The 17,178-nt window shown below is 75.6% G+C and carries 10 protein-coding genes and 2 pseudogenes; 8 read left to right on the top strand and 4 right to left on the bottom strand.

The annotated features are described in order from the left end of the window. The first annotated feature begins 54 nt into the window (after positions 1–54). The 4 genes from E4N63_RS06705 to E4N63_RS06720 all read left to right on the top strand — a co-directional run bounded on the left by E4N63_RS06705 (position 55) and on the right by E4N63_RS06720 (position 4,237). A complete protein-coding gene (locus tag E4N63_RS06705) occupies positions 55–1,131 on the top strand; it encodes an iron chelate uptake ABC transporter family permease subunit (RefSeq protein WP_125626774.1) in 1,077 nt (358 codons plus the stop codon). After that, the gene (locus E4N63_RS06710; RefSeq protein WP_230240204.1) at positions 1,128–2,312 is read left to right on the top strand and encodes an iron chelate uptake ABC transporter family permease subunit; all 1,185 of its coding nucleotides are present in this window, start codon (positions 1,128–1,130) and stop codon (positions 2,310–2,312) included. The genes E4N63_RS06705 and E4N63_RS06710 overlap by 4 nt, the downstream gene beginning before the upstream one ends. A 104-nt stretch (positions 2,313–2,416) precedes the next feature. Next, entirely contained in the window at positions 2,417–3,349 is a 933-nt protein-coding gene (locus tag E4N63_RS06715) for an ABC transporter ATP-binding protein (protein WP_268271237.1), read from the top strand. Positions 3,350–3,520: 171 nt separating this feature from the next. Continuing rightward, positions 3,521–4,237, top strand: coding sequence for a hypothetical protein (locus tag E4N63_RS06720; RefSeq protein ID WP_125626776.1), 717 nt, complete (start codon positions 3,521–3,523; stop codon positions 4,235–4,237). Positions 4,238–4,262: 25 nt separating this feature from the next. Here E4N63_RS06720 and E4N63_RS06725 read toward each other — a convergent pair whose 3' ends face one another. The 3 genes and pseudogenes from E4N63_RS06725 to E4N63_RS06735 all read right to left on the bottom strand — a co-directional run bounded on the left by E4N63_RS06725 (position 4,263) and on the right by E4N63_RS06735 (position 9,860). After that, positions 4,263–6,203 carry a glycoside hydrolase family 9 protein gene (locus E4N63_RS06725; protein ID WP_230240206.1) on the bottom strand — a complete coding sequence of 647 codons (1,941 nt, stop codon included), beginning with the start codon at positions 6,201–6,203 and terminating at the stop codon, positions 4,263–4,265. A gap of 155 nt (positions 6,204–6,358) precedes the next feature. Then, positions 6,359–8,116 (bottom strand): AMP-binding protein, encoded by a 1,758-nt coding sequence (locus E4N63_RS06730; RefSeq protein WP_125626664.1) that lies wholly within the window; start codon positions 8,114–8,116, stop codon positions 6,359–6,361. Next, positions 8,113–9,860: pseudogene (locus E4N63_RS06735) on the bottom strand (AMP-binding protein). The gene E4N63_RS06730 and the pseudogene E4N63_RS06735 overlap by 4 nt, the downstream one beginning before the upstream one ends. Positions 9,861–9,982: 122 nt before the next feature. Here E4N63_RS06735 and E4N63_RS06740 point away from each other — a divergent pair. The 3 genes and pseudogenes from E4N63_RS06740 to E4N63_RS06750 all read left to right on the top strand — a co-directional run bounded on the left by E4N63_RS06740 (position 9,983) and on the right by E4N63_RS06750 (position 14,859). Then, a pseudogene (locus E4N63_RS06740) lies at positions 9,983–11,045 on the top strand (LuxR C-terminal-related transcriptional regulator). A 479-nt stretch (positions 11,046–11,524) separates the two neighbouring features. Beyond that, complete coding sequence (locus E4N63_RS06745; RefSeq protein ID WP_230240207.1) at positions 11,525–13,291, top strand: PucR family transcriptional regulator ligand-binding domain-containing protein; 1,767 nt, start codon at positions 11,525–11,527, stop codon at positions 13,289–13,291. Positions 13,292–13,905: 614 nt separating this feature from the next. Next, on the top strand, positions 13,906–14,859 hold the full coding sequence (locus E4N63_RS06750) for a hypothetical protein (protein WP_230240208.1): 954 nt from the start codon (positions 13,906–13,908) through the stop codon (positions 14,857–14,859). Positions 14,860–14,924: 65 nt separating this feature from the next. Here the strand turns inward: E4N63_RS06750 and E4N63_RS06755 are convergent, their stop codons facing one another. Next, positions 14,925–15,827 carry a GntR family transcriptional regulator gene (locus E4N63_RS06755; RefSeq protein WP_230242388.1) on the bottom strand — a complete coding sequence of 301 codons (903 nt, stop codon included), beginning with the start codon at positions 15,825–15,827 and terminating at the stop codon, positions 14,925–14,927. Between the two features lie 232 nt (positions 15,828–16,059). Between E4N63_RS06755 and E4N63_RS06760 the strand changes: the two genes are divergently transcribed. After that, entirely contained in the window at positions 16,060–16,893 is an 834-nt protein-coding gene (locus E4N63_RS06760; RefSeq protein ID WP_230240209.1) for a (2Fe-2S)-binding protein, read from the top strand. Positions 16,894–17,178 lie beyond the last annotated feature (285 nt).

Consider the following 17,178-nt stretch of genomic DNA (forward strand, 5'->3'; position numbering starts at 1 on the left):
TTTCCGCCCAAGGGTGCGGGTTCCTCCCGCCCCCCGGCCCGACCGGAGCCGTACGTGTCAGTCACCGAGCCGTCCCCGGCGACGCGGAGCACCACCACGGCTCCGCCGCCGCTCCGTCCGCCGGCCGGCCGGCCCGCCGGTGCCCGATGGGCCCTGCGGGCCGCGGGGTTGGCGGGCGCGCTCGTCCTCCTGCTGGCCCTGACGGTGCTCAGCCTCGGCTTCGGCGCCCGGCCGCTCACGGCGGCCGAGGTGTGGCACGGCCTGCTCGACAGCGACGCCGCGGCCTACCAGGTGGTGCACGGGATGCGGCTGCCGCGCACCCTTCTCGGCCTGCTCGTCGGCGTCGCCCTGGGCCTGGCGGGCGGGGTGATGCAGGCCCTCACCCGCAACCCGCTGGCCGACCCCGGGCTGCTGGGCATCAACGCGGGCGCCTCCGCCGCCGTGGTCACCGCCATCACCTTCCTCGGGGTGACGGCCTTCACCGGCTATGTGTGGTTCGCGCTGGCGGGCGCCGCCGTCGTCTCCGCCCTCGTCTACACGGTCGGCGGCGGACGGGGAGCGACCCCGGCGCGGCTGGCGCTGGCCGGGGCCGCGCTCAACGCCGCGCTCTACTCGTACGTCAACGCCGCGATGATCCTCAACACCGTGTCGCTCGACCGGATGCGGTTCTGGACCGTCGGCTCCCTCGCCTCCGCCCAGACGGAAACGGTGATGAAGGTGCTGCCGTTCGTCGCCTCCGGGGTGCTGGTGTCGCTGGCGCTGGCCCGGCCGCTCAACGCCCTGGCGCTCGGCGACGACCAGGCACGCGCGCTCGGCGCCCGGCCCGCCCGGGTGCGCGTCGCCTCCATCGTCGCCGTCACCCTGCTGTGCGGGGCGGCCACCGCCGCCGCGGGGCCGATCGTCTTCGTCGGGCTCATGGTCCCCCACCTGGTGCGGGCGCTGACGGGCCCGGACCTGCGCTGGATGCTGCCCTACTGCGCCGTGCTCGCTCCGGTGCTGCTGCTGGGCGCCGACGTGCTCGGCCGGCTCCTCGGGCGGCCCGGCGAACTCCAGGTCGGCATCGTCACGGCGGTGCTCGGCGGGCCCCTCTTCCTGTACGTTCTGCGGCGCCGGAAGGTGGCGGGAGCATGAAGCCGGTGACCACGGAGAAGACCGCACCGGAGCGGACCGGCACGGGAGAAGCCCCGGCCAGCAGGGGAGTTGGCGGCCGGAGCGGGACCGCCCCGGCCCGTGTACGGCGCCCGCGGCGCCTCGGCGGCGCCGGCGCACCGCCCGGCGGGACACTGCGCACGCTGCGCCCGCTCCCCGCCGTCAGCCTCCGCTACCGCCCCCGGACGCTCGCCGCGGCGGCCGGCTGCCTGTTCACCGCGCTGGCGGTCGGCGTCCTGAGCGTCGGCAGCGGCGAGTTCCCCATCGGCCCGGCCGAGGTGCTGCGCACCGTCACCGGATCGGGCACCCCCGCCCAGGACTTCATCGTCAACGAGCTGCGGCTCCCCCGGGTGATCGCCGCGCTGCTGGCCGGGGCGGCGCTGGCGCTGTCGGGGGCGGTGTTCCAGTCCGTCGTCCGCAATCCGCTGGGCAGCCCCGACCTGCTCGGGCTGACGCAGGGCGCGTCGACCGGCGCGCTCGTCGTCGTCATCACCGGCGGCAGCAGCGCCGCCCTGGCGGGTGGTGCCGTCGCGGGAGGGCTGCTCACCGGCCTGCTGATCTTCGCCCTGGCGTGGCGGCAGGGGCTGCACGGCCTGCGGCTCGTACTGATCGGCATCGGTGTGATGGCCATGCTCACCGGCGTCAACGGCTATCTGCTCACCCGGGCGAAGCTGATGGAGGCGTCCCGCGCGGTCCTCTGGCTGACGGGCAGCCTGGACGGGCGCGGCTGGGCCGAGGTGACACCCCTGCTGATCGCGGTGACGGTGCTGCTCCCGGTGACCGTCGTCGGCTGCGGCCGGGCGCTGCGCATGGCGGAGATGGGTGACGACGCGGCGCACGCCCTGGGTATCCGGGTCGAACGGGTCCGGCTGGTGGCCCTGGGGTCGGCCGTGGCCCTGGCCTCGTTCGCCGCCGCCTGCGCGGGCCCGGTGGCCTTCGTCGCGCTCACCGCCCCGCAACTCGCCAAGCGCCTCACGAAGGCGCCCGGCCCCAACCTGGTCCCGGCGGCCTGCATGGGAGCGGCGCTGCTGGTGTGCGCCGACTGGGCCGCGCAGAACGCCTTCGGCGCACGGCAGTTGCCCGTCGGTGTGGTGACGGGTCTGCTCGGTGGCGGCTACCTGGTGTGGCTGCTCGCCCGGCAGCGGAGGGCGGGGCGGCTGTGAACGCGGAGAAGGCGGCAGGGACCGGGACAGCGACCGGGGCAGAGGCGGAGACCGGGGCACGGGCCCGCGGCGGCAACGACCACAGCGAGGACGGAGCACAGCACATGGCGCCGGGACAGCGGCAACGGCCGGGAGCGGGGCGGGACGAGCGGGACGGGCGGCCCGCCCCGGTGGAGGGCCCGGACACCCGGCTGTGCGGCGGCGGGCTGACCCTCGCCTACGACCGGCGGACCGTCGCCGAGGATCTGACCGTCGCGATCCCCGACCGCTCCTTCACCGTCGTCATCGGCCCCAACGCCTGCGGCAAGTCCACCCTGCTGCGCGCGCTGTCCCGGATGCTCAAGCCGGCGGCGGGCAGCGTGCTCCTCGACGGCCGGGACATCTCCGCGACCCCCGCGAAGCAGGTGGCCCGCACCCTCGGGCTGCTGCCGCAGTCCTCGATCGCCCCGGACGGCATCGGCGTCTCCGAACTCGTCTCCCGCGGCCGGTATCCGCACCAGGGACTGCTGCGCCAGTGGTCGTCGGAGGACGAGCGGGTCGTCGCCGCCTCGATGGACGCCACGGGGATCACCGACCTCGCCGACCGCACCGTGGACGAACTCTCCGGCGGGCAGCGGCAGCGCGTGTGGATCGCCATGGCCCTGGCACAGCAGACACCGCTGCTGCTCCTGGACGAGCCGACGACCTTCCTGGACCTCGCCCACCAGATCGAGATCCTGGACCTGTGCGCCCGCCTCCACGAGGAGGAGGGCCGCACCCTGGTCGCCGTCCTCCACGACCTCAACCACGCGGCCCGGTACGCCACCCACCTCATCGCCATGCGCGAGGGCCGCATCGTCGCCTCCGGGCCACCCGCGGAGATCGTCACGGCGGAGCTGGTCGAGGACGTGTTCGGTCTCCCCTGCCGGGTCATCGACGATCCCGAGACCGGCACACCGCTGGTCGTACCGGCGGCCAGGAACCGCCGCGCGGTGCCCTTGGCGAAGACGACGGGGACGCGGCCGGTGACGGAGGGGGCGGCGAGGACGGGGCGCTGACGGGCGCGTCGCCGGACACGGGCCCCGGCCGCCTGGGGGAACCCCGTGGCACCGCCCCCGGGCCCGCCCGCGTTATCCGGATGTACGGACCTCTTCCGTTTTCCTCCCGCGGCGGCCGGTCGTCGGGGACCATGGGGGCCGATATCCCTACGCCCCTGCTGGAGCCCGAACATGGCGGAGAGCGTGCCGGTGCGCTGCCCCTCGTGCCGCCGCGAGCACTCGTACACCCCGAACACCTACCCCTGCGCCTGCGGTTCCCCGCTGACCCCGCGCATCCTGCGCGGCGGATCTCCCGTCCGGGTCGAACACCACACCTGGGAGGACACCTGGGTCACCGTGCGCTGCGATGCCTGCGGGCGGCGCAGCCAGTGGCCGCGTCCCGAACTGGGCTGCCCGTGCGGGCTGTTGCTGCGGCTGCCCGTCGCGCCGCTGACCAGTGCCTCCCCGGCCGTCCCGGATTCTCCCGCGGAGCCGCCCCGGCAGCCCGCACCGACCTCGGCGGTGCCGCGGCCCGCGTTCCGGCCGGTGACGATCCGCACCGGCCGGGACGCGGTCAACGCCGCCGCGAAGTACCTGCGCTGGCTGGGCTTCCGTGACGTCCTCGCCTGCGACGACCGCCCCGGCACCGGTGTGGACCTGCGCGGCACCGGGGTCGTCGCCCAGGTCGACCCGACCACCCGGCCGTCCGCACTGCGCGAGGTCGAGTGCCTCTGGCTCAACGGGCTCAACGCCTCGGCGGTCGGGGTGTTCTTCTCCCTGGCCGGTTACGCCCACGACGCCCGGACCCGCGCCGACGAGTTACTGGTGCCGCTGTTCGTCATGGATCTCACCGGCACACCGCAGCCCGTGAACGACGCGGCGGACGACCTGATCCGGATGGGCGCCTGAGGCCGGGCGGGCGGGCCGGGCGGGCTCAGTCCCGCCGCCCCGTACCGGTGAGTTCTCCGGAGGTGCGGTCGAGGAAGGCGGCGGCCCAGACCAGGGGCGCGTTCCAGTTGACGGCGTTCTCCTTGGAGCTCCAGGCCCCGGGCGCCGTGCGGGGGCCCGCGTAGGACTTGGCGGCCGGGCGGCCCTTGGGGGTGGCCTTGTCGTTGACGAGGGTGTTGTTGGGCCCGCCGGCCAGCCAGCCCCGGGGGAACGGGGCGCGCGGGAAGCGGCCCCAGGCCCAGCGGTCGTGGAGGTCGGTCTCGCTGTGCTCGCCGTACCCCGTGATGTAGGAGAGGCGCAGGGCGTTGGTCCCCATGAGGTAGTCCATGGCGCGGTGCGCACCGCGCAGATAGCGCCGGTCGCCGGTCAGGTCGTGGGCGGTGCCGAGCAGCAGGACGCGGTTGACGACGGCGGAGTTGGAGCCCCACGGGTACCTCCGGTCCCCGGCGAGCGGGACGGGGTAGCCCTCCTTGCCGAGAACGGCCAGGATCCGGTCGGCCTCGGCGCGCAGGCGCCGCGTCATCCGGTCCCGGTCGGCGGCGGGCAGGTCGTTGCGGGCGGCCAGCAGGGAGAGGGTGCCGGTGGTCGCGGTCCGCGCCCAGGAGAAGCGGCGGGTGATCTCCCGGTAGTGGCGGGAGCCGGTGACTGCCCTGCGGTAGGCGGCGGTTGAGGGGTCGGCGCGGCGGTGGCCGGTGAGGTAGAGCTCGGCCGCGGCGGCGTAGCGGTCGTCGCTGTTGCCGCGGTCCTCGTAGTCGCCGCCGCCCTCGGCGTCCTTGACGGCACCGGTGTAGTCGGTGTCGGGGCGGGCCTCGGCGCGGGACCAGGCGTCCTCGGCGGTGCGCCAGAGGGCGGCGGCGCGCCGCGGGTCGTGGGGGGCGAGGACGCGGGAGAGGTGGGCTGTGGTGCGGGCGACGGCGTAGGTGGCGTTGGTGGAGGGCGGCATGGCGGAGCGCTTCATGGCGTTCTCGGCGGCCACCGACTCGGGCGGGAAGCCGCTCCACGCGTGGTTGTGGACCTTGTGCGAGGCGAGGCCCTCGCGGGGCAGCATGCCGGGGACGAAGCGGGAGCCGAAGGCGGTCTCGTCGAGGATGTCGGGGCGGCCGTTGGAGCGTTCGGGGATCGCGAGGGATCCGTCGGGGAGGGCCCGGGGATCGCGTTCGTGGAGGTTGAGCAGGGTCCAGGCGGCGAGGGCGTGGTTGACCGGGTAGACGCCGAAGTCGCCGGCGTCCGCCCAGGCGCCGCGGACGTCCAGCCGCTGCTTGCCGCACCACCGGCGGTAACAGGGGACGGACGCGTCACCGGGGTGCAGGGCCTCATGGGCGTGCGCCGGGTGCTGGAGGTGGCGGGCCTCGACGGGGGTGCCCATCCGGTGGAAGTAGAAGTAGCCCATCGCGTCGCGGGCCAGCGCCGGATAGAGGGCGCGGTCCCGCACGGAGAACGGGACGCTGCGGCCCGCGCCGTCCGCCTCCAGCACATAGCGGCCGGTGGTGCGGTGCCGGGAGAAGTCGGCGTGGTGGACATGGTCGCCGGAGGCCCGGTCGTGGCCGTACACCCGGGTGCGGCCCGATGCCGCGACGGCGCCGGAGCCGTGGACCCGCAGCCGCCAGCCGACCGGCTTCGGGGCCGCGCTGACGACGGCGGCCACCTTGGCGGCCCCGGTGAGATAGCCGATCTGGTTGACGCGGACGGCGGCGCCGCTGCCGTCCTTCTCGCTGCCGCCGTCCTCCTTGCGGCCGCTGTCCTCCTGGCGGCCGCTGTCCTCCTGGCGGCCGCTGTCCTCCTGGCGGCCGCTGTCCGCGGCCCGCGCGGACGGCGGGCCGCCCTCGGCGGCCTGGGGGGTGAGGGCGGCGAGCGCGAGCCCGGCGGCCAGGGCGGCCGCCGCTCGCGCGTGCGGCCGCCGGGGCGGGCGTGGTCGGTTGGCCGGCATGGGGCATCCCCTTCGGTCGACGATGACGGGGCTTCGCTACCGTCATCGCCGCCCGGGGGTCCACCGGACTCACCCGTCCGGCCCGGGTATTCACCCCGGAGGGTGTACGGTCCGGGCCGGCCGTCACCGCGGCCGGTGGGTTCCCCTGCCGCCGGTCACGTCCCGGCGCGGGCGCGTTCCGGGGAGCGCGACTGCTGCGGGGTGCGGGCCGGTGCCGTAAAGCCCTCGCGCAGCTCGACCTTGCGCACCTTGCCGCTGACGGTGGTGGGGAAGGAGTCCATGACCCGCAGATGGCGGGGGACCTTGAAGTGCGCGAGCCGGCCACGGCAGTAGCGGGCCAGTTCGTCGCGGGTCAGGGGGTCCGCCGGGTCGCGGAGGATGACGCAGGCGAGGATCTCCTCGCCGTAGGTCTCGTCCGGCACCCCGACCACCTGCACATCGGCGATCTTGGGGTGGCTGTACAGGAACTCCTCGATCTCCCGCGGATAGACGTTCTCGCCCCCGCGGATGATCATGTCCTTGATGCGTCCGACGATTCGGACGTAGCCGTCCTCGCCCATCACCGCCAGGTCACCGGTGTGCATCCAGCGGGCGTGGTCGATGACCTCCGCGGTGCGCTCGGGCTCCTCCCAGTAGCCGAGCATCACCGAATAGCCGCGGGTGCAGAGTTCGCCCGCGGTGCCGCGCGGCACGGTGAGGCCGGTCGCCGGGTCGGTGATCTTCACCTCCAGGTGCGGCAGCACCCGGCCGACGGTGCCGACGCGGCGCTCCAGGTCGTCCTCGCGCCGGGTCTGCGTGGAGACGGGGGAGGTCTCGGTCATGCCGTAGCAGATCGACACCTCGGCCATGTTCATCTCGCTGACGACCCGCTTCATCACCTCCACCGGGCAGGGCGAGCCGGCCATGATCCCCGTTCGCAGCGAGGAGAGGTCGTAGTCCTCGAAGCCGGGCAGGGCGAGTTCGGCGATGAACATCGTCGGCACCCCGTAGAGGGAGGTGCAGCGTTCGGCGGCGACGGCTTCGAGGGTGGCCGCGGGGTCGAACGAGCGGGCCGGGATGACGATGCAGGCGCCGTGGGTGGTGGCGGCGAGATTGCCCATGACCATGCCGAAGCAGTGGTAGAAGGGCACGGGCAGGCAGATGCGGTCCTGCTCGGTGTAGTGGATCAGCTCGCCCACCCAGAAGCCGTTGTTGAGGATGTTGTGGTGGGAGAGGGTGGCGCCCTTGGGGAAGCCGGTGGTGCCCGAGGTGTACTGGATGTTGACGGGGTCGTCGCAGCTGAGTTCGGCGGCGCGGGCGGCCAGGCGCTCGCGCGGCACGCCCTGGCCGGCCCGGATGAGGCCCTGCCAGGTGGAGTCCTCGATGTAGACGACGTCGCGCAGGGCGGGGGCGTGGGCGCGGACCTGTTCGACCATGCGCCGGTAGTCGCTGGTCTTGTGCTCGACGGAGGAGACCATCACCCCGATCCCGGCCTGCTTGAGCACATACGCCAGTTCGTGCACGCGGTAGGCCGGGTTGATGTTGACCATGACGGCGCCGATACGCGCGGTCGCGTACTGCACGAGGACCCACTCGGGGCAGTTGACGGCCCAGATGCCGACCCGGTCGCCCTTGAGGACGCCCTTGGCGAGCAGGCCGAGCGCCACCTCGTCGACGGCGGCGCCGAACTCGGCGTAGGTCCAGCGGCGGCCGGACACCACGTCGACGAGCGCCTCGCGGTCGGGGTGGGCGGCGATCGCGCGGTCGAGGTTGGCCCCGATGGTGTCGCCGAGCAGCGGCCCGTCCGCGGTACCGGCGACGTACGAGAGCTCGCCGGCCGCCGGTGTGGAGGCGCCGGCCTGATCCGGCCCCTCCGGGGCGGTGCCGGTGCCCTCTGCGGTGCCGTCGGCGGAAACGGCGGAACGCTTGCTCATGGGTGGTCCCCCTCGCGGTATGCGGTGGCGCTTGTGGTGCTTCCCTCTGCGGTACGTCGTCGCAGCTCGATCCGGCGGATCTTGCCCGAGACCGTTTTCGGCAGTTCGGCGAACTCGATCAGACGGACCCGTTTGTACGGCGCCAAGTTCCGCCTGGAATGGGCGAAAAGCTCCCGGGCGGTCTCCGGCCCCGGCGTCCAGCCCTCGGCCAGGACGACATACGCCTTGGGCACCGACAGCCGCAGCGGATCCGGCGCGGGGACGACGGCGGCCTCGGCGACCGCCTCGTGCTCCAGCAGCGCGCTCTCCAGCTCGAAGGGCGAGATCTTGTAATCGGAGGACTTGAAGACGTCGTCGTCGCGGCCGACATAGGTGAGGTGGCCCCCGGTGTCGCGGGAGGCGAGGTCTCCGGTGTGGTAGTGGCCGCCGGCCATCACCTCGGCGGTGCGGGAGGCGTCGCCGTGGTAGCCGGTCATGAGGCCGACGGGGCGCTCGCCGTCGGGGCCGGTGAGGCGGACGCACACCTCGCCCTCGTCGCCGGGCTCGCCGGTGGCCGGGTCGAGCAGATCGATGGCGAAGCCGGGCATCGGGCGGCCCATGGACCCCGGTTGGGCTGCCCGGGGCTGTTGGCGATCTGGACGGCGGTCTCCGTCTGGCCGAAGCCGTCCCGGATCGTCACCCCCCAGTCGGCCCGGACCCGTTCGATGACCTCCGGGTTGAGCGGCTCCCCCGCCGCGACCACCTCGCGCGGCGGGGTGGCCAGCCGGGTGAGGTCGGCCTGGACGAGCATCCGCCAGACGGTGGGCGAGGCACAGAAGCTGGTGACGCCGAGGCGGTCCATGTGCTCCATGAGCCGGGCCGCGTCGAAGCGGGTGTAGTTGTGCACGACGACGGTGGCCTCGGCGTTCCACGGCGCGAAGAAGCTGCTCCAGGCGTGCTTGGCCCAGCCGGGCGAGGAGATGTTGAGGTGGCTGTCGCCGGGCCGCAGCCCGATCCAGTACATGGTGGCCAGATGGCCCACCGGATACGAGAGATGGGTGTGCTCGACGAGTTTGGGGCGGGCCGTGGTGCCCGAGGTGAAGTACAGCAGCAGTGGGTCGCCGGCGGCGGTGGGGCCGTCCGGGGCGAAGGCGTCCGGGAAGCCGCGGGCCTCCTCGTACGGGAGCCAGCCGGGCGGCGGGCCGGGGGCGTCCGGCCCGGTGCCGCAGACGGCGATCCGGGTGTAGTCGCCGGGGACGTCCGCGAACTTGGCGGTGTCCCCGGCCCGGACGACGACGTGCCCCGCCCGGCCGCGGGCGACGCGGTCGGCCAGGTCGGCCGGGCCGAGCAGCGGCGTGGCGGGGATGACGACGGCGCGCAGCTTCATGGCGGCGAGCGCGGTCTCCCACAGCTCGGTCTGGTTGCCGAGCATGACGACGATCCGGTCGCCGGCCCGCACCCCTTGGGCGCGGAGCCAGTTGGCGACCCGGCCGGAGCGGGCGGAGAGCTCGGCGAAGGAGCTGCGGCTCTCGCGGCCGTCCTCCTCGACGATGTGCAGCGCGGTGCGGTCGTTGCCCTCGGCCACCCGGTCGAACCAGTCCAGGGCCCAGTTGAAGCGGGACGGGCGCGGCCAGCGGAACCCGGCGCGGGCGGCCTCGTAGTCCTCCCGGTGGCGGAGGAGGAAGTCGCGGGCCCGGCGGAACTCCTCCGTGGCGGCGGGCGGCTCACCGGCGCCGGCCGACGCCGTGGTTCCGCTTCCCGTCATCTGTCCTCCTCGTGGTGGTGCGGCTCAGTAGCATCTTGAGGCAGTGACCTGCGTCTCACTACCCCCGGACGGGGGTGACACCGGTATATGCGTACGGGGGAGGGGAGTTGACCGTGGCCGAACTGGAGCACGGGGGCGCGAACGCGGAGGGGCCGCGTACGCCGGGCGCGGCCGCCGAGGTCAGAGCGGCGCTGCTGCGCCTGCGGCGGGCCAGCGGGCTGCCCGTGGCCTTCGGCGGGCTGCTGGTGGACGGCACGCGGCTGCGCATCGGCGAGCTCAGCGGCGCGTCCACCGGCTCCCTGGCGGGCCTGTCGGTGGCGACCGGCAACGGCCTCGGCGGCAAGGCCCTGGCGCTGTCCCGGCCGGTGACGGTGACCGACTACCCGGCCTCACGGACCATCAGCCACGAGTACGACGGCGCGGTGGCGGCCGAGGGCCTGCGCGCCGTCCTCGCGGTCCCGGTGATCGTGGGACGGCAGGTGCGGGGCGTGCTCTACGGGGCGCTGCGGCAGCCGGTGCCGCTGGGTGACCGCACCCTGCACGCCGCGATGGGCGCGGCGCGGGAGCTGGAGCGGACCCTGGCGGTCCGCGACGAGGCACAGTGGCTGCTCGCGGAGGGGCGGACCGGCACGGTGCGGGCGGCAGGGCGGCCGGGGCGGGAGCGGCCGGGGCTTTCGCGGGGCCGGGGGCGCGGCGGACGTCGCCGGTGCGGGTGCCCTCGGCGGTCCCGGCGGTCCGGGGTTTCCCGGCGGGCCCGGCGGTCCGGACGGCTTCGGCGGACCCGGCGGTCCCGGTGATCCGGACGGGGCCGGCGGGGTGATGTCCGGAGCGGCGTGGGAGAGGGTGCGCGAAGCGCACGCCCGGCTGCGCGCACTGGCGCCGCGGGTGGCGGACCCGGAGCTGCGGGACGAGGTGCTGGCGGTCTGCGAACGGCTGGCCGAGGCCGGCTCGGCGGAGCCGGCGGCGGACCGCCGCGGGGCCCCGGGCGGCACGGGACTGGCACCGCGCGAACTGGACGTCCTGGCGTGCGTGGCGGCGGGAGCCACCAACGCCGACGCGGCGGAACGGCTGGGGGTGCGGCCGGAGACGGTGAAGGCGTATCTGCGGTCGGCGATGCGGAGGCTGGGAGCGCACAGCCGGCTGGAGGCGGTGGTGGCGGCACGGCGGGCGGGTCTGCTGCCCTGAGCCCACGGGTCGGGTCTGCTGCCCGGAGCCCACGGGTGACGGCCACGGGCCACGGGCGAGAGCGGGAAGCCGGCAACCGTGAGCAGCAACCGGCCCGGTTGGCCGACGGACCGGCACGGCGGCTGGGCATCAGCGGGGGAACACCGGCCACCGGTCATCCGGACGCGAGGCGCTGCCTCCGGCAGCCCCTGGCGTCGCGACCCCGGCCCCGTCCGCGATCGGCACCCGCGCCGAGTCCCTCGCCCGGAGCTTCCGGGCCTCCGGGCCTCCGGGCCTCCGGGCCTCCGGAGGGAGAGCTCCCGGCACGCCCGGCCTGCCGGTCCGGCCGAGCGGGCGCGCAGGACGCGATTGGCTGGCCGGGGGGCTCTTCTTGTAGATTCGAACAAAAGGCGGGGCCCCGGACACCGGAACGATCCCACCGGCCCCGCCCTCTCCCCACGCCTCCCCTGCACCCGTTTCCGACCGATCGGCGAGCGACCATGCGCCTCCGCGCACTGCTGGAGAACGACGTCCTGGGCCTGCGCCTGCTCAGCGGCGAGGCGGAGCTGGACCGCACCGTGCACGGCGTCATGACCACCGACCTGCGCGATCCCGGCCGTTATCTGTCGGGCGGCGAACTGGTGCTCAGCGGCCTGGCCTGGCACCACGGGCCGGAGGACTCGGAGCGGTTCGTCCGAATTCTCACCGATGCCGGCGCCGCGGGCCTGGCGGCGGGCGAGGCCGAGTTGCGTACCGTCCCGGCGGACCTGGTGGCCGCCTGCGAGCGGCACCGGCTGCCGCTCTTCGCGGTGGACGAGAGGGTGGCGTTCGCCACCATCACCGAGCACGTGGTGCGCCGGGTCTCCGGCGAGCGGGCCGGTGATCTGGCCGCCGTCGTCGACCGGCACCGCCGGATGATGACGGCCGGGCCGTCGGGCCGGGGCCCGGACGTGGTCCTCGATCTGCTCGGCAGCGATCTGGACCTGCGCGCCTGGGTGCTCTCGCCCACCGGCCGGCTCGTCGCGGGTCCCGGAGCCGGCGCGGGACCGGACGCCGGCGTGGAGCGGCCGGACCCGGAGCTGTGCGCGGCGCTCGCGGGCGAGTACCTGGCCGCGGAGACCGCCGGGCGGGCGGCCCCGCACCGGCTCGCCGCCTCCGGCACCGTCCACTCGCTCTTCCCCGTCCGCGCCACCGGCCCCGCCTCCGCACGGGAGACGGGCGACGCGCCGGCGGCCGTGCTCTCCGACTGGCTGCTGGCCGTCGAGGCCGACGCAGGTGACTGGCCCGCCGAACGGCTCGACCTGCTGCACGGGGTCACCCAGCTGATCGCCGCCGAACGCGGCCACCGGGACGCCGCCCGGGCGGTACGGCGGCGGCTGGCCCAGGAGGTCGTGGACCTGCTGCGGGACGGTGCGCCGCCCGCCGAGACCGCGGCCCGGCTGCGGGCCGCCGCGCCCGTGCTGCTCCCGGGTCTCGGCAGCGCGCCGCACTGGCAGATCGTGGTCGCCCGGCTCGAACAGGAGCCCGCCGACCCGGCGGAGGCCACCGCGGCGGACGGGCCCGTCCGCCGTACCGGGGACGAGCCCGGCGGGCCGGCGGCGCGGGCGCTGCTGGAGGAGATCCTCCTCGACCCGCGCGCGGGCGGCCCGGAACCGGCGGACCGCAGCGCCGTGGCCTGCGGCGGTGACGAGGCCGTCGCGCTGATACCGCTGCCCGCGGTGGCGGGCCCGGACGGCGCCGGCCCGGACAGCGGAAGCCCTGACGGCGGAGGCGTCCGGACCGAGGATCTGCTCGGCGCCGCGCGCGGGCCGCTGGAACGCGGCCTGGAGGCGGGCGGCGGGCGGCTCACCCTGGGCGTCAGCGCGGTGGTGCTGACCCCCGAGGGGCTGCGCGGCGCGCTGGAGGAGGCCCGGCACGCCCGCCGGGTCGCCGCGGCCCGGACCGGCCGGGTGTGCGCGGCCGGGCACCAGGAACTGGCCTCGCACGTGCTGCTGCTGCCGTTCGTACCGGACGACGTGCGGCGCGCCTTCACCGCGCGCCTCCTGGGGCCGCTGCGGGACTACGACCGCCGGCACCGCGCGGAACTGATCCCGACGCTGGAGACCTTCCTCGACAGTGACGGCTCCTGGACCCGCTGCGCGGCCCGGCTCCATCTGCACGTCAACACCCTGCGCTACCGCGTGGGCCGTATCGAGCAGTTGACCGGCCGGGACCTGTCCCGCCTGGAGGACAAGCTCGACTTCTTCCTCGCCCTGCGGATGGGCTGACCCGGACCGCACCACAGCGCCCGCCGTGCCCGCCGCCTCCGGGTACGCGCCGCCCTTGCGGACGGGGGCGCCGGGCCGGTGGACACGGCCGGGGCGGGCGTCCTGCGGCTCCCGGCGGAACGAACGCGTCCGGAGCACGGCCTGCCGGTGCACGACCCCGCCGTCGGCCGGAGCCTGGTGCGGCACCGGCTCCGGGGACGACCCCGCCGGGCGGACTCGCCCCCGCGTGCCCTGCGCCCCCGGGGGCCTCGCGGAAGCCGGCAAGCCTCGCGGAAGCGGCGCGGGGATCGCGGAGCCGGCGGGAGCACGGAACCCGGCGGTCCGCATCCCGTGGCGACATCCCGCGGCGGCGCCCGGAAGCCTGCCGTCCGCTTACCGGGCACGACCCTCCGCGCACCCCCACCGCCGGGGCCGCGACACGGCCCCGCGCCCCCGCGCGCGAGCGCCCTCCGGAGCCCGCTATCCTGCGCGTGACCTGGGTCACAGCAGTCTCGCGGTGCTTTGTGAACCCGTTCACCCAGCCCCTTGGCTCCGCACCATGATTCATGCTGAGATTCGCCCACGGCTTTCCGGGCTCGACGGCGCGCATGGGAGGGAATGTGGCGGATACCGCCATGTCACGTTCTGGACCGAAGAACCCCGCTACGGAACCGGTCCCCTGGGACGACCCGCTCCAGAGCGCCGTGTGGCGGCTCCGCTCCCGCGGCTGCTGGGAGGACGCCGCCGCGCTGCTCGCTTCCTCGGCCGTCACGGAGTCGGCCGCCGCACTCGGGCGCACCACCATCCTCGTGGAGCGGTGCCTGTTCACGGCCACGGGCTGGGAGGAGGCCGACGACGCACTCCGCGCGGCCGAGGCGCTGGTCACCGGTGACGAGGAACGGGGCAGCGCCGCCTGCGAACGCGGCCATCTCGCCTACGCCTCCACCCTGTTCGGGGTGCGGGACCGCGCCGACGAGGCCCGCTCGGCCCTCGGCCGCGCCGCCGCGCTGCTGCCGCCCGGCTCGCCGAACCGCCCGCTGCTGGACTTCCGGCGCGGGCTCGTCGCCCAGCACCTGGCCGGGGACCCACGCGGCGCCCAGGCGGCGTTCACCCGTGCGCACGCGGGCGCCTCCACGCTCGGCGACGAACTGCTGCTCTCGTTCACCTGGCGGCATCTGGCCTCGATGGCGGAGCAGGAGGGCAACCGGGCGGAGGCCCGGCACGGCTTCGCGGAATCGCTGCGCATCCGCGAAGAGCTCGGCTACCTGATCGGCATCGCTCCGGCTCTGTCGGCCCTGGCCGACATCGAACCGGAGCCCGACGCGTCCCGGCTGCGGGCGGAGGCCCTGCGCCTGGTGCGGCTGCTGGGCGGCGTGCCGTCCTGGCTGGCGGACCGGCTGCGGCCCGCCGGTGCGGCCGCCGCGGTGGAGACGCCGGAAGCGGCCGTATCCGGAGACGCGGCGCCGTCCGCGGAGACGGCGGACCTCGCGGTGGCCGCACCGGCGGGGGAGGCGGCCGCACCGGCCGCCACGGCGACGACCACGGCACCCCGCGGCCCCTCCGGCCCGGACCCTCCCCGCCCCGACTGACGGACCCCGGCCGACGGACCCCGGCTGACGGCGACCGGCCGGGCCCGCGGCCGTGCGGCGAGGGTTCAGACCCGGGGCGGCCGGGCGGCGGTGAAGTGCCGGCGGGCGAGCTGCTCGACGGCCGCCGTGTCGCCCGCGCTCAGGGCGTCCAGCAGGGCGTTGTGTTCGGCCGCCTCCGCCAGGAGTTCCGCGGTCCCGGTGGCCCGGGTGCGGCCCGCCGGCGTCTGGCCCCGCCGGTGCAGTTCGTCACCGATCAGGGCGAGCTGGCGGTTCCCCGAGAGGGCGAGCAGTGCGTGGTGGAAGGCGCGGTCGGCCTCGGCGTAGCCGACCCGGTCGCCCCGGGCCGCCGCCGCCACGCCGGCCGCGGCGAGCGGGCGCAGCTCCTCCCAGCTCGCGGGCGGCCGGGTCCGCGCCAGCCGGAGGAGCACCGGGACCTCCAGCAGGGCGCGCACTTCGGCCAGTTCGGCGAGTTCGCGCTCGCTGCGGCGGGCCACGCGGAAGCCCCGGTTGGGGACGACCTCCACGGCGCCCTCGGCGGCGAGCTGCTGCATCGCCTCCCGCACGGGCGTCGGGGAGACCCCGAACCGCGCGCCGAGGGCGGGCGCCGAGTACACCTCGCCGGGCAGGAGATCGCCGCCGACCAGCGCGGTGCGGAGGGCGTCGAGGATCTGGCCGCGCACGGAGTGGCGGGCGGGGAGCTTGCGCGGTGCCGGGCGACCGGGGGCCCGCGCCGTCCCGTCCGGCTGTTCCCCGGCGCCGTAGGCGTGCGCGCCGGGCGCGGGCCCGTCCGCCGGGAGCTCTCCCCGGGCGCCGGTGCCCCGGCCGGGTCCGCCGCTCCCGCGCTCATCGCCTGCGTGCTCGCCGCTTCCGTGCTCCCGGGGTTCGCGGCGGACCTGCGGGGACGGGTCCGGCCACGGCGCGCCCCGCGCACCGGCCCCGTACGAACCGCGCCCGTGGTCCTCAGGGATCGCCTCGCCCGGGCGGGTGCCGTCCGCCGACGGGGAGATTCCCGGCCGCGGCGCACCCGCGCCCCGCCCGGCCTCTCCGGTCCCCCGGGATGCTGCGGCTCGCGACTGCTCCATCGGGTCCTCCTGTGGTCCCACAGAACGATAAGCGGACCACCCCGCACTTCAAAGGTCCGAGCTGTCGGGTAAGGTAAGGCTTACCTGCAAACGATCGCGTTGAGTTGGTGGTCCCCGCATGTCCGTGGCACCGGCCGTACCGGCCCTCTCGCACCACCCCGTGGCGGGGGCGTACTCCCGGCTCGCCGAGGTGCTCCCCGCCGTACGGCTGCTGGAGGGCGCTCCGCGCTCCGGCGGCGGCTGGGTGAAAGCCGGTGAGCTGGCATCGGGCGGCCCCGCCCTCAACGCCTTCCTGGCCGCCGAGGAGGCCGAGGTCGTCGGCAACTACGGGCGCCCGGCCCGCCCCGACGTGACCGCCGGTTTCGGGCTGCACCGCTACGCCTGGTCCGCGTGCCTGCTCATCACCGTCCCCTGGTTCCTGCTCCGCCGTGTGCCGCGGCTGCCGGCCGGCGAGGTCGCGTTCCACCGCGCACAGGGCCGGATGACCGCGCGGGTCCGGGAGTTCGCGTGCCTGCCGGACGACCCGGCGGCCGGGCTGCCGGGCGCGCGGGTCGTCAGCGGGGAGGACGCGCTGCGGACCGAGGTCCGGGGAGCGCTCGCCGAGCATCTCGAGCCGGTGCTGGAGGGCTTCCGCCCCCGGATGCGGCGCGGACCGCGCGCCATGTGGGGCATGGCCACCGACGAGATCGTCGAGAGCCTCTGGTACGCGGGCCACCTGCTCGGCGAGGAGCGCCGGGCGATCGCGGAGCTGGAAGCCCTGCTGCCCGGGGCCACGAAGCCGTTCGTCGGCGCGCCGTCGTTCCGGGAGCTGACCGGACCGGCCGGGGAGGCGCTGTCCACCCGTGACCGGGCGAGCTGCTGCATGTTCTACACCCTGCGGCCGGAGGACACCTGCGTCACCTGCCCGCGCACCTGCGACGCGGAGCGCGTGGCACGGCTCAGCGGCGCCTGACCGCACGGGACTTCCGACCGCTCCGGAGGCCGGGCCCGGAAACCGGGGTCCGGAGGCCGGGGTCCAAAAGCCGGGTCCGGTGCGGCGCCGTCCTGCGGGCGTTGGCGTCCGACGCCGCCGCGACGGCAGGGGCCGGTTCGGACCGGCGAACGACCGCCCCCGCGCCAGCAAGCGAGCCCCCGATCCTACGGTCACGACCCGCGCTACGTCCGCATGATCAGAACATTCGACCGGTTCTGATCATGCGGACATATTTTCGGTTGCGTCTTCTGCCCATTGTCGATC

The organism is Streptomyces sp. MNU89 (assembly GCF_020982505.1).
In the GTDB taxonomy this organism is placed as follows: domain Bacteria; phylum Actinomycetota; class Actinomycetes; order Streptomycetales; family Streptomycetaceae; genus Streptomyces; species Streptomyces xinghaiensis.

What these genes read in the sequence shown, in the direction of transcription:
- E4N63_RS06730 (WP_125626664.1), bottom strand. Translation starts at nt 8,116, where the DNA reads ATGAGCAAGCGTTCCGCCGTTTCCGCCGACGGCACCGCAGAGGGCACC.
- E4N63_RS06725 (WP_230240206.1), bottom strand. Translation starts at nt 6,203, where the DNA reads ATGCCGGCCAACCGACCACGCCCGCCCCGGCGGCCGCACGCGCGAGCG.
- E4N63_RS06760 (WP_230240209.1), top strand. Translation starts at nt 16,060, where the DNA reads ATGTCCGTGGCACCGGCCGTACCGGCCCTCTCGCACCACCCCGTGGCG.
- E4N63_RS06745 (WP_230240207.1), top strand. Translation starts at nt 11,525, where the DNA reads ATGCGCCTCCGCGCACTGCTGGAGAACGACGTCCTGGGCCTGCGCCTG.
- E4N63_RS06720 (WP_125626776.1), top strand. Translation starts at nt 3,521, where the DNA reads ATGGCGGAGAGCGTGCCGGTGCGCTGCCCCTCGTGCCGCCGCGAGCAC.
- E4N63_RS06750 (WP_230240208.1), top strand. Translation starts at nt 13,906, where the DNA reads ATGTCACGTTCTGGACCGAAGAACCCCGCTACGGAACCGGTCCCCTGG.
- E4N63_RS06715 (WP_268271237.1), top strand. Translation starts at nt 2,417, where the DNA reads ATGGCGCCGGGACAGCGGCAACGGCCGGGAGCGGGGCGGGACGAGCGG.
- E4N63_RS06710 (WP_230240204.1), top strand. Translation starts at nt 1,128, where the DNA reads ATGAAGCCGGTGACCACGGAGAAGACCGCACCGGAGCGGACCGGCACG.